A 13,500-nucleotide genomic window follows, 5' to 3' on the forward strand; every position below is an offset into this window, starting at 1 on the left:
TACTAAGCGGGCAGTGAGCTGCGAAATGCATCAGGATTTCGCAGCGAATGCCCGCGTGCCGCCAAAAAGCGCTTCGGAAAGGTTAGAAAATACCAGTTCTGCGGCCAGCTGACGGAGTCCATGCCAGTTTCCCACACCCATCTTTCCGTACACTACCTACATCTACAAAGCGTCTTAATCAGCTAAACCTCAATATAATGCATTTAATAGAACATTACAAAACCTTCGCTGTAATACCAGATAATTGCTCCAATCTACACTAAATATTTATCCTGGTTTTTAAATATCTCAGCCATAACCTGAATATTCTCAACTGGTACATCCCCCGGAACTGCGTGTGTGGGTGCCAGAATATATCCACCGTTTCCTTTCATAATGCCTGCCGTTCTGATAATAACGTCCTTTACTTCTTGCGGTTCAGCAAAAGGCAATAAGGTCTGGGTACTGATACCACCCCAAAAGGTAAGTCTGCCTCCTGTTTTCTTCTTTATTTTAGCCATATCATAGATTTCAGGCTGAAAGGTCTGATAGACATCCAGACCAATCTCTATAAGATCTTCAAAGACAGCTTCAATGTCCCCGCAAGAGTGCTGGATAACATATTTTCCAGCGCTTTTGATCTGGTGATACATCCTTTTCATTTGGGGCTGAATGAATTCCCTCCATTTCTCAGGTCCCATGATCATTCCTCTCTGCTGCCCCCAATCATCGCCAAGGCATATGCCGTCAATATCATACTCTAATGCAATCTGTATTAAACGACAGTTATAATTGCAGATCTTTCCCAGCAGTTCATGTACAAAATCCGGTTCTTCGATCATGAAAACCAGTAAATTTTCCATTCCACACAGTGTCCACGCTCGCTCGAACATGGAGAAACTGATAGAAGCTGTTTTAAAAGACGTTTTCCCATTTTCTGCAAGCTGTTTTAGCTTTTCACGTACCTGTTCTTCCTTAATTTCCGGAAAAGTATAATACTTTAAATCCTCCGGTTCACAAAGAATACAGGAATCAATCACTCCAATATCCTTATCCGCACCGTTTCGGTTCCAGCACACACCAAAATCGTCCATATAATATCCCGGCATGTTTTCGACTTCAGTATATCCGCCATCTATACCCATCATATCAATATCATTATCCAGCGTATCCTGATAATTGCTTATTCCGGTAAATTGACGCATCTTTTCCAGTTCTTCCGATCCCAGCTCAATATAATGGGGTATTCTATCTGTATCCAAATGTTTTATGCAGTTTATTACCCGCTCTCTGCCTGTCATAGTATTTCCTTTCCGAATCCTGTTCTTCATATGCATCTAGTACAGCATTGCGTAAATAACTGTGAATAGAGTGCCTGATATCTGCGCCAGGTGTCTATATTCATAGTTATTTGTGCAATGCAGTACTAGTCTCAGTACACATATTCCATCTGTTCCCAACTTCCCTCAGCTTAATTCTTTCCCCAACCTACATCTCAACAACCGTTCCCGTTACCCTTGCTTCTTCTGCTGCAAAAGCAATTCTGTGCCCCTGAAGCGCAGACAACGCACTCTTATCCCCTGCCCCATCTACATTTTCTCTGATCAGCCTCAGGAATTCTTTCATTATTCCATAGTCTCCGCCGCCATGTCCTTCCTTTATGGCATCAATCAGAATGGTCTCTTTCTTTCCCTTCTTAAAATCGATCAGTTCAATCTCATCCTCTTCCAGTCTGCCGTTTATTTCCCCTTTGCTTCCCATGAGCTTAATTACTCTGCTGCAATCCCATGAAAACGCACTCATGGTAAAGGAAGCTGTAACTTTATTGGTAAATTCCAGATTGACCACCTGATGGTCAACCACATCGTTATCGCAGTCATAAACGCATCTGCCATATGGACCAGTCCGAAGCGCTTCCAGGATAGCTTCCTCACTGGTATCCTGGCTGACTACTTTTTTAATTACATCTGCCTGCCAGTTATCCTTCCAGTCTATATATATCCCCGGGGCATAATAGGCACACTCATCTGCTGCCGGACATCCATCCCTACATCGTTTAGCAGCTCCCGCCGGTGCCTTTTCCTTTTTGAAATGCCCCAAAGAGCCAAAGGAAGATACTCTGCTGCAGTCAGAATCTGCCAGCCACAAAAGGATATCCATATCATGGCAGCATTTTGCCAGGATCATAGGGCTGGAGGTCTTGCTGTTTCTCCAGTTTCCGCGGACAAAACTATGTGCCTGATGCCAATATCCTACATTTTCTATCAACTGAATATTCTGCAGTTCACCAATTTTATTTTCATCTAACAATCTTTTTAAGGTCTTGAAAAATGGGGTATAACGAAGTACATGGCATACTAAGAATACATTTGGATATGCAGATAACGCTTTTTCAATTGTATTGCATTCATCCGGATGATTGGAAACAGGCTTTTCCAATAGAATGTGATACCCTTTCTCCATTGCCTTTAATGTTGGTAAAAAGTGGTCCTGATCCTGTGTACAGATCAGGACAGCATCTGCCATTTTATCCTGCTCTAAAAAAGTTTCCCAATCTTCATAACAGTTCTCTTTTGGAATCTGAAACTCCTTTTGAAAGGCTTGTCTCCGACTGGCATCGGGTTCCGCCACTGCAATAAACTCCAGTTCTTCCGGATGCCTGCATGCATAGGAAGCATAAGCCTGTGCTCCCCGTTGTCCCGCACCGATCAGTGCCGCCTTTATCTTTTTCATCCGTTCTGTCCTCCTGTTGTTGAATAACGTTCTGCAACTTCAATCATCACTTCATAATTTTTATATGTATTTTCGGAAAGTACCCTTCCCAGCGGGCAGGCAGAAGGCATCAGCACAAATCCTCTTCCTTCACCTGACATCCCCTGACGCACAGCCTCTTCCACTTTAATTTTAAATGCTTCCTGCCCCATCTGTTCGATATCACTGATTTCAAGTCCTCCAAACAACACCATCTGCTGGCCATATTTTTTGCGGACTTCGGATAATTCCACATCACCCTGGGGAACAGGTTCGATGGGATCCAGCCCGGAGCACCCGGTCTCTGCGGTATATTTAAGAATATCTTTCTGCCTTCCATGCTGGTGGATTCTGGCAAAACCTCCATGCCTCTGTATTGTTAATACCAGCTCCCTGTCATAATCTGTCACGTATTCTTTGTACAAATATGGCGGCAAATATGGCGGTGCAGCATATTCCGGACCATATATCCTCCAAAGGCGCCCCGGCAGGTCTTCTGCGATCCGCGCCGTTTTCTTCAGTAATATTTCCTGCGCCTTTTGCAGCGCTTTATGAAAGAGTTCCTGCTCGGTCATCGCTATGATCATGTACTCTTCCATATCCATCAGAGACGCTATCTCACACAGGGCATCCCCCGTTTCTATCATTACAATGCCAGTGTCTCCGATTTCTCTTTCCACTGATAGCAGCTGTCTGTAATCCGGTTCTCCAATTTCTTCCGCAGGCAGGGAAATCCAGGCTTCCAGGTCCGTTTCATCCTTAATAAAATGCTCCAGAATCCACACAGTGTTCACATCCATATCTCTTCTGGTATGCTGGCGCAGTATACGCTCCCCCGCCTTTATTTCCGTAATCTCATGCTTTCTTCCCTGATCATCAAAATAGGAGGTCACTACCGTCTGTTTTTCCACCTGTGTGGCTGGATGTACAAATGGTATATAACACATAACAATACGGTCTGTTTTTTCCCTTGCCAGTTTCAGCAGAGGCTTCCAGGATGGATGGTTATATATATTAAACAGATCCGGGTCATTCTCATCCTCCGAATACCCGCCTATCTCGTAAAAGCATACCGGCGGCCTGTCCACAGGCTCCCCCCGCAGAACAGCCATCAATCGTTCTTTTCTCGTCATAAGCTTCTCCTTTTACTTCAGTGCCGACGTTGCCGTCAGAGCATCTTCGATCTTTTCTCCACATACGATATTCAGCAGAACGGCTGGCGCACTGATCATTACCATCGTTGCACCCAGCAGCCCCCAATCCGTGCCTCTTAATGAGGTAAAATAATTCAATGAAATGGGAAGGGACCTCATATTCTGTGAATCGATCAGCAGATATGCCAGTGAAAATTCATTCCAGGAATAATTCATGAATACCACAATCACAACGGTAGTTACTGCCGGCGCCACCATTGGCACCATAATCCTGAAAAATGTCCGGAACACACCACAGCCGTCAATATAAGCTGCTTCCTCCAGTTCAAATGGCAGGGACCTGAAATAGCCGGTAAATATAATTACTGATATGGGCAGCGCACTGGCGGTATAGAGCATAATCATACCCTGGTAAGTATTTCGTACTCCCAGATCTCCCATCAGACTGAATAAAGAGAGCACGATTACAAATACCGGGACAATCATCCCCACCTGCAGCAGGTTTACCATAAATCTGCTGAGCTTAAATCTCATTCTGGCAACCGCATAGGCAAACATGATCGCACAAAATATCGTAAGTAAAATCGTTCCCGCAGTATATACCACGCTGTTCAGGAAAAATCTTGGAAAATCAAATGTGGTAAATGCATCCGCATAATTGCTGAACATCCACTCTGCAGGCAATCCAAATGGATTCATCATTACATCTTCCTTTGTCTTCAGAGAAGTCAGTACCATCCACAATAAGGGATATAGAAACAGGAAACTGATCAGCACCATGCTTAGCCAAAGGATAATCTTTCTGCCTTTTTTCTTCATAATTATACCTCCTGCATATCGCAGGTCCCGCCTGCGATATCCATTAATAAGTAGTCTAAAAGGAACTTTCACACTTATACCCCTGTATACCGCTGACAAGTCTGCGGTATGCATTAATAAGTAGTTTGAAACGCTTTTGTTTCACACTTGCTCCTTCCTTTTGTTGGTGAACTATACCAGTTCAATCCGCTCTCTTGCCACAAAATGATTAATCACCATAAACACGCCGATGCCGATCACTGCAAAAATAACTGCAATCGCATTTGCCTCTCCAAACTGCTGGCTTTGATACGCCTTGTAATAGAGCTGATAGACAATTGTTCTGGTAAGGTCTCCCGGCCCTCCGTTTGTCATAACCTGCACATGTGCAAACATACCAAGCGTTCCTGCTGTAGATATAATCAATACAAATTTAATAATTTCCTGAAGCAGGGGAATCGTGATGTATCTGCACTGCTGGAAGAAATTTGCCCCCTCCACCTTCGCCGCCTCCATATAGGTCTCCGGTATAGAACGAATCCCGGAATACAGAAGAACCATATTGTAACCAATATACTGCCAGACGAATACAAAAGCCACACACCAGATCGCCGTCTGTTCATCTATCAGCCAGGTATGTATCAGTTCGCTTAACCCTAATTTTGTCAATACCGTATCGATAATTCCCCAGTTGGGCTGCAATACCATTTTCCACATCAGACAGATAACGGTAATATTCAACACTGTTGGCATAAAATAGGTAATTTTAACATACCGTCTCATTTTTACAGAGCAGAGATTGATAAGCAGCGCCAACAGTAATGATACAGGACCGGCAACCAGCGTCTGCAGCAATACAATTTTCAGGGTATTGGAAACAGAATGCCAAAATACAGGATCTGTCAGAACCGCGCTGTAATTCCCGATTCCCACAAACTTCCCTACCTTAAAACCATCGTATTCAAAAAAGCTTGTATAAATAGTCGGAAGCATGGGGTATAAAATAAATACACTAAATATGATGGTGGCTGGTGCCAGGAACACCAGAATGATCCATTTTTTGCTTAAATATCTGTCCATGGCATTCTCCTTTTTGTATGCAATTACTTCTCAGAATCTTTCTGCAATTTATCCATTGTAGTGCAAAACTCATCTGCCGTTAACTGCTTGGTGAGAAGTTTTCCAATATTCACTTCTAATTCTGCTTTGACTGAATCCTTCAAAAAGTTAGACGCATAATTAGGAATTACATCCATCCCTTCCTGGTTAAACAGGTCATAATAGTCCTTGGTAATGGGTGAAAGCTTAGGTTCCGTTCCAACATCCATTCCCACTGCATTGCCCATTTCTTCCGAGAAGAACTTTGCATCCTGCTCTACCATCCATTCTGCCAGTTTCACAGATTCCTCGATGTTTTCACTGTTCTTAGATACCATATAACCGCCATATGCCTGTCCCCAACCATTGAGGAATCCCGGTGTTTTATTGAAAGTCGGCAATGAAAAGTAATCCAGATTTTCCATTTTGTCAATTGATCCATATACCCACAACGGCGCATAGATCATTGGAGACTTACCGGAAGTAAACAGTGCCACATGCTCATCATAAGTAGTGGTGGCCGCATCTTTTGCAAATGCACCCGCATTAATCATCTGTTCATATTTGTTCATTGCATTTCTAAACGGTTCCGAATCAAATCCTATATCCCCGGCTATAATCTTCTTCATATTTTCAGGATCATCCATCGTAATCAGCTCCTGGGGGAGAAATGCGTAAGCAGTAAAGCTGCCAAGCATGGAAATCGGAACATAATCTTTTGCCGCAAACTGGGTACAGGCCTCCAATAACTCCTCAAAATTAGTTGGTACTTTAATATTTTCCTTTTCAAATATTTCTTTGTTATAAATCATTGCCGCTGTATAATAGGCATCCATACCTGCACTGATTGCGTAGATATTGCCGTCACTGTAAGGAACTAATGCCGATTTAGTTTTATACCGGTCAATAAATCCGTCTTTTTCAATGTAAGGCGTCAGATTTACCGCATTATCGCTTTCCAGAATTATATTCCATCCGAAAAATACATCGGGCAGCTCTCCGGACGCATTATAGATACGAAGTTTTTCCTGATATCCTTTTCCCGGAAGTTCAAATTCAACGTCCAGATTAGGCAGGTCATTTTTAACATTTGGGGCATAACATTCGTTGTATAACCTGACCCTGGCTTCATCCTCTGACATTAAAAACGCCTTTAATTTTACCGGTTCTCCAGACGCTGTCTCTGCCGCCCCCTGCGTATCTTTAGCATCTGTTTCTCCGGCTGTTTCGTTTGATGCAGCTTCTTTCGATTCTCCTTTACCGGAAGCCGTATCCTCTGCTGTGGTTTCACTCTTTGCAGTACTCTTTGCCGTTTCTCCTTTTCCTGTGGAACATCCCATACACATTAAGGATGTAATTACTACTGCCGCCGCCGCTTGCATCCATCTCTTTCTCATATCTTTTCCTCCTTCAGATATTAATTGTAAGTTCAGTATATCTGACTTAACAGATCTCCGTAAGACAATATTGTTTGTTCATTGGTAATATTGTTTGTTTTCATTTATAGAAAAAGAGGCTGTCCCTAGTACAGCATTGCGCAATTAACAGTGAATTAAGCAATGCTGTACTAACCCATTCAGGAATTCATTCAACAGATCCTGTTGGAATTCTACGGGTTTTGGAAAGCCTCTTTTCCTCTATTTCCTATTCAATTTTATCCATGTACTTTGACGGTGATACTCCGGTATATTTCTTAAAGCATTTTCCAAAATAGCCCAGATCCCCATAGCCTACCTGTTCCGCCAATAGTGTCATATTCCGGCATCCCTGGTCAATTAATGTTTTTGCCCGTTCAATCCGAAGCGATGTGATATATTGATTCAGGGTAATTCCTGTCTGCTTTTTGAAACTATGGCATAAATAATGGTAATTAACGAAAAAATACCCTGCAATGTCATTTATTTTAAACTCCGCTTCACAGAAATGCTCTGTAATATATGCCTTAATTTCCTCAATCTGCTTCATCCCTCTGGTATTTTTGTGCTCTCCAATATAGCACAATGCCTTGTCAAATAAATCCAATATCCGGCTCTGTGCCTGGCTAATCGTTTGAATCTCATCCAGTATTTCCATAGGCGACTGCATTTGCGTAAATATATCCGTAAACACAACCGACACCTCCTCCAGATATTCCAGACAGGTAAAAATAAATTCCATGCAATGGCACTGCAGCATATCATAACTGATGCGTAGTTCCTGCGCTTCACTGAAAATCTTCTTAACAATACACTGGACCGATTCCCGGTCTCCCTGCCTCATCCCCATAATTAATTCATTCCTGATTCCTGAATGAATCAGGGTATTCTGGCTGATAAAAGATTTCGTCTTTTCATAGTCAACCACACTGTTTCCACCACTGTTATACTTATTCTTCAGGGAAAATAATGCCTGTTGATAGGACGTTGTTATTCCTCCCGGATCAGCAGCTGAATTTCCAATTCCAATGGTAACGGTAAATGGAAGATGCCTGGAGATAAACTCTGCAATCTGAAGCACATATTTCCTAATTTCAGCTTTGCTATTGTCCCTGGATACATCCCCGCACAACAGGCAGACAATGCTATCCCGCTCATCCACACAAAAATAGGGCTGCATGTCGGCGGGAATCAGCTCCTGGGCAATGTTGCGCACCGCATACTTCCACAATTCCTTATCCGCCACATCCCACTGACGGGATTTAAAGTCATCGATTTCCATGACCAGCACGACAAAAAAATGATAATCCAGATTCATCCCTTCCAGTCCCGGTGACATTTTCCCATGTGTACCCCCTACAGATATGACTCTCCGTATTAAATCATTTAATATCTTTTCCTCCAGCAAAGGCTGATTTCTTTTTACCTGTTTTTCCAGACTGGACAGTTTCACCTGGTAACTGCGCAAGGCTTCCACCTCTTTGGAAATCTCCCGTATCGCATGGCACAGTTCCTCTTCGTTCAGCGGCTTTAACAAATAACTTTTCACACCGTATTTCATTGCCTTTTGCGCATATTGGAATTCGCTGTGACCGCTTAAAATAATAATTCTGGTTTCCAGCTTCCTTTCGTAGATCAGCTTACTGAATTCAATGCCGTCAATAATCGGCATATTAATATCCAGAATTACCATATCCGGCTCTTCTCTTTCCACTAAAAGCAAACCCTCTTCCCCATCAGAAGCTTCCCCTGCAATATGACAACCCATTCCCTCCCAGTCAATACATGATTTCAAATACTGCCTAAAGTAAAATTCATCATCTACAATTACAACCTTTGTCATAGTTTTTACACCCTGTCCTTTATCGCTTTTCCCAAACCTTCTTATACTACAGCCTGTCCTTTTTTGGAATTCTCACAATAACTTCTGTATACACCCCATAGCTGCTGCTGATAGCCAGCCCATAGGAAGACCCGAATACAAGCTTAAGCCGGTTATCGATAGAATTCAGACCAAATCCTCCTCTTTCATCTGTCTTTTGATCCCTCAGTACGGAATCCAGCTTTTCCTTTCGGATGCCCACCCCATTGTCATAAACCGAGATCAAAATATCATCTGCATCACTATAGTATTTAATCTTGATATCTGATTTTACCTTTTTAGGCTTTATTCCATGATAGATTGCATTTTCCACCAACGGCTGGAGCGTTAACTTTGGAATAACGTATGTTGCCAGCCTTGCATCCCCCTCAATCTGATAATTTAATTTATCTACATAGCGGATACCCTGCATATATAAATAATTCTGTATCAGATCCAGTTCTTCCTTAAGCGTAATTATATCCGTACCATTACTCAATGAAATGCGGTAAAAATTCCCCAGGGATCTGGTGTACTGCATAGCATTATCTTTCATGGATATCCCAATGAGAGAGATAATCGTCTCCAGTGAATTATACAAAAAATGGGGTTTAATCTGTGCCTGAATTAATCTGAACTCATAATCCCTCTTCCGTTCATTTTCGATCTCAATCTGATGCATCAGCTCCTGTACCCGGTCCACCAATTGATTAAATCTTCTGGTCAGAAGATTCAGCTCCTGTGGCGATCGTACCTCCGTGGTATGGCTGTTTCCATTGATACAGTCAAAAGACTTCATCGCAACTGCCAGTTTATGGATAGGCTTTGTTACCCTGCTGGCTATTGCATAAGACAACACGAAGGAAAATATAATTGCAATGATACCAATATTGACCATCGACAGGGTGATTTTATCCATTTCACTTACCAGATAACGCTTTGGAACAAAGTCCATGACCTTCCAGTTATTAATGGGAATCTGCTCTGTCGTAATGATATATGCATCCTTTTTATTCGCATAGATCTCCAGATTCCGGATATCCTTATACAACAGCGATTTATCGGCAGAAGAAATAATATTCATATCTTCATTAACAATATAAAGCTCCGCATTCTTCTCGATAATATCCCGGTAAAACCCACTTACCTTGCTTTCCTTCACAATTGCAAATACATACCCCAGTACATTGGGAGACCAGATATCCATAACTTGCTTGGTAATTACAAATACATTTTCTTCCCCCACCAGTTCATTTTTCATTACAAGCGGTCCATACCAGGTTGGTTTATTGATAATATCAGACATCTGGATATTATTCTTTTCAAATGTACTGCTAAAATTTTCTTTGGAATACATGCCCATATCATAAAATGTTCCGCTTTTAGATAGAATTACTACGGAATCTATGTAAGAATTCAAAGCCGATTTTGCATAAACTGCCCGAATCAGCTTCATTTTAATATTATATCTCTCTTCTTCCGAAACCGGAACCTCATCATGGTACTTTAAAATTTCCTGAAGCGTACTGTCTACGGATAAAGTAAGGATATAATCATTGATGCTGTTGACCAATAATTCCATATTATTGCACACCAGGGAGACTTCCCTTTGCTGGAACATCTTTGCCTTCTCAGTTATAGTTTTTTCAAAAAGGACATTGGATATGACCGCAATCGCAAGAATAACTACAATGATATTTAATGCACTGAAAAAAAAGAATCTCTGCTTTATCGTTGACTTTATCTTTAATGAAAAATGCGGCACCTTCATTAGACACTCCCCCTGATTGATCTGGATTTATCGCAGTAAATACCTTTTGATACTAGTGCTCCGTCCAGGCAGTACTGTCACTATTGTTACTGTCCGGATGGCGCACTAGTTTTCTATATCATACTATTTAAACTGTTACGAATCAATTACTTCCAACATTTTCTACCATTTACTTTTTACAGCTTCCACATATGCTTCAATATTTTCAAAAGGTACCTCCGGCTCCAGCACATGGGTAGGCGCTATCACCAGACCGCCGTCCCTGCCCACGTCTTCGATCATTCTTCTGACCTCCCTGCGTACCTCTTTTGGTGCACCAAAGGGCATTGTTGTCTGGGTTCCGATAGTTCCCCATAAATTTACCCTGCTGCCATACCGCTCTTTTACGGCAACCGGATCCATACATTCCGGCTGTATCGGGTTTAGTATATCCACACCAATTTCAATCAGGTCTTCTATGATGTCTGTAATATCCCCATCCGAATGGTAATAGCACAATACATCCGGATTTACAGACTTTGCGCTGTCAATTGCGCGTTTCAGCCGTGGTTTCAGCCATTTTCTCCACAGCTCTTTATCCATCATCATCCCTCTCTGTGTAGCCACATCATCTCCGAATACCACAATATCAAATCCCGCCTCTGCGCATTTCTTAGCCATTTCACATTTTATCCTGCACATTCGTTCCAGGCATGCTTCCGCCATTTCTTCATCCGCCAGCATATCCATCAGCATATTTTCCATCCCCCTTAGGTACCAGGCAGCTTCAAATATATCAATATTACATCCTGAAGTATTCATTGTGATGCAATCTGCTGCTTTTAACTCCGCGATAGTCTCTTTTATTCCCTCCCACCGGTAATCTTCCAGAATATCCGGAAGGGGGAATTCCCATACTTCTTCCGGTGTTTCAAAAAATTTCATTGGGGATACAAACTGCCGGAAATGGTAACCGGTACTCCCAGCCTTATAGCCTACCCCCCACTCATTATAATAATCATAGGATTGTCCATCAAAATATGCAGAGAAATCCTGCAAATGCTCTGTAGGCTTCATTTTTACAGGTATAATACAGCTGCCATAATATTTCCGGTAATCTGCTGTATGATACCGTCTCTCAAATTCCACTTCCAATTCCTCACACAACCGTATAAAAAAAGGAATCTGCTCCGGCTGCCGGTGTGACATTGCCATAAAAAAATTTTCTCTATTTGTCATATTTCTTACCCCTTTTGGATTTATTTTGTTATAATCAAAATTATATCAAGAAGAGAACATGCCGGCTTTGTCATTTATCATACAATATTTGCAAATTAAAATATAAATAGAATTTAGATTGATAATACGTATCTGATATTTGCATTTTTTATGAAATAAAACTTACAGTACCAGTGTTTTTAACTCTTAATCACATTCATATATATGGGGAGATACCGAATGAAAAAAGATTATCAGGATACATATTTAGACAATGCTATCATCCTAGAATCGCTTCAGACCGTTCATTACTTTAAATTTAGTCCGGATTATAATTACAGAGGCGAAAGTCACGATTTCTGGGAATTTATTTATATCGACTTTGGTATTCTGAACGTACGCATAGAAAATGATATTTATACATTGGAAAAAGGTGACCTGATCCTGATTGGTCCAAATGAATTTCACAATGTCTGGGGGAATTACCAGCATCCATCTGATATCGCTGTAATTTCATTTCGAACCCCTTCTATGCGGATATCAGAGCTCACCCACAAAATCATCAAAACCAGCCAACGGCAACAGTTTTTTATCGGTCAGTTTCTAAGGGAAGCACGCCTTACTTTCGCAACTGAACTTGAAAAACCTGCCATCTTGAAACTGGAAAAGAGAGAATATCTGCCCTTTGGATGCGAACAGTCCTTAAAAAATTACCTGGAGCTGCTTATCATTGATCTGATACGTAAGGATATGGAAATTCCGGCGTCAGAACAACTTATCAAAAATAAATACGTTTCTTCCGGTTCTGAACATACTGATTTTGTCCATACTGATCCTGTTCATTATTGTTCGGTTCATTTGAGTTCTGTTCAATCCGATTCTTTTCAATCCGATTCTTTTCATTTTGGTTCTGCTCAATCCAGTTCCATTAAATTACATAAGGAGCGGTCTATTATAAGGCAGATACAGGATTATTTCGAGAACCATTTGGGGGACTCCACCCTCACCCTACAACAAGTATGTAAGGATAATTGTGTGTCAAGTGCACTGCTTCAACAAATTTTCCGCAATAATCTGGGGACTGGTGTTATTGAATATTATAATAACCTTAGAATTGAACGTGCCATGCATCTAATTCAGGTTGGGAAATATAATATGACAGAAATTTCCGAAATTTTAGGATATAACAGCCTGCATTACTTTTCCAAGTGTTTCAAAAAAGCAGTTGGTATTCCACCAACTGCCTATGCCTCTTCTATCGAAGCATTGCATCATACGTATGAATAAATTTTCATGAAAAAGGAAATACCATCTTCTCGAAAAACTGATACTATCTTCTCTCGAAATATAAACAAGGCAGCCGATCAATAAACTTTCTTATCAGATTTTATAGTCTGGACATTCCATACCGGTATAAAATCAGATATTAAAATTTATTTTCAGCTGCCTTAATTTAAAGTGTGTCTAAAAATTCTA

At 41.3% G+C, this 13,500-nt stretch carries 11 protein-coding genes; 1 reads left to right on the top strand and 10 read right to left on the bottom strand.

What is annotated here, in order from left to right; genetic code table 11:
• Positions 1-30: 30 nt before the first annotated feature.
• From RHS_RS32090 to RHS_RS26865, 10 genes are all read right to left on the bottom strand, one after another.
• Positions 31-153 carry a hypothetical protein gene (locus RHS_RS32090; RefSeq protein ID WP_276327263.1) on the bottom strand — a complete coding sequence of 41 codons (123 nt, stop codon included), beginning with the start codon at positions 151-153 and terminating at the stop codon, positions 31-33.
• A 101-nt stretch (positions 154-254) separates the two neighbouring features.
• On the bottom strand, positions 255-1,280 hold the full coding sequence (locus RHS_RS26825; RefSeq protein WP_047834901.1) for a uroporphyrinogen decarboxylase family protein: 1,026 nt from the start codon (positions 1,278-1,280) through the stop codon (positions 255-257).
• A 187-nt stretch (positions 1,281-1,467) separates the two neighbouring features.
• Positions 1,468-2,712, bottom strand: coding sequence for a Gfo/Idh/MocA family protein (locus RHS_RS26830; protein WP_047834902.1), 1,245 nt, complete (start codon positions 2,710-2,712; stop codon positions 1,468-1,470).
• Complete coding sequence (locus tag RHS_RS26835) at positions 2,709-3,863, bottom strand: uroporphyrinogen decarboxylase family protein (RefSeq protein ID WP_047834903.1); 1,155 nt, start codon at positions 3,861-3,863, stop codon at positions 2,709-2,711. Before RHS_RS26835 ends, RHS_RS26830 begins: the two co-directional genes overlap by 4 nt.
• A 12-nt stretch (positions 3,864-3,875) precedes the next feature.
• Positions 3,876-4,703 (bottom strand): carbohydrate ABC transporter permease, encoded by an 828-nt coding sequence (locus RHS_RS26840; RefSeq protein ID WP_027293152.1) that lies wholly within the window; start codon positions 4,701-4,703, stop codon positions 3,876-3,878.
• Positions 4,704-4,874: 171 nt separating this feature from the next.
• The gene (locus RHS_RS26845; RefSeq protein WP_047834904.1) at positions 4,875-5,762 is read right to left on the bottom strand and encodes a carbohydrate ABC transporter permease; all 888 of its coding nucleotides are present in this window, start codon (positions 5,760-5,762) and stop codon (positions 4,875-4,877) included.
• Positions 5,763-5,785: 23 nt separating this feature from the next.
• Complete coding sequence (locus RHS_RS26850; RefSeq protein ID WP_047834905.1) at positions 5,786-7,177, bottom strand: ABC transporter substrate-binding protein; 1,392 nt, start codon at positions 7,175-7,177, stop codon at positions 5,786-5,788.
• A 247-nt stretch (positions 7,178-7,424) separates the two neighbouring features.
• Positions 7,425-9,038, bottom strand: a complete 1,614-nt coding sequence (locus tag RHS_RS26855) for a response regulator (protein WP_047834906.1) — start codon at positions 9,036-9,038, stop codon at positions 7,425-7,427.
• 46 nt (positions 9,039-9,084) lie between these two features.
• Positions 9,085-10,827 carry a sensor histidine kinase gene (locus tag RHS_RS26860; RefSeq protein ID WP_395023585.1) on the bottom strand — a complete coding sequence of 581 codons (1,743 nt, stop codon included), beginning with the start codon at positions 10,825-10,827 and terminating at the stop codon, positions 9,085-9,087.
• 162 nt (positions 10,828-10,989) lie between these two features.
• On the bottom strand, positions 10,990-12,045 hold the full coding sequence (locus RHS_RS26865) for a uroporphyrinogen decarboxylase family protein (protein WP_047834907.1): 1,056 nt from the start codon (positions 12,043-12,045) through the stop codon (positions 10,990-10,992).
• Between the two features lie 219 nt (positions 12,046-12,264).
• Between RHS_RS26865 and RHS_RS26870 the strand changes: the two genes are divergently transcribed.
• Entirely contained in the window at positions 12,265-13,311 is a 1,047-nt protein-coding gene (locus RHS_RS26870; RefSeq protein WP_047834908.1) for a helix-turn-helix domain-containing protein, read from the top strand.
• The last annotated feature ends 189 nt before the right edge of the window (positions 13,312-13,500 follow it).

The sequence above is a fragment of the Robinsoniella sp. RHS genome (assembly GCF_001029355.1).
GTDB classification, from domain to species: domain Bacteria; phylum Bacillota; class Clostridia; order Lachnospirales; family Lachnospiraceae; genus Robinsoniella; species Robinsoniella peoriensis.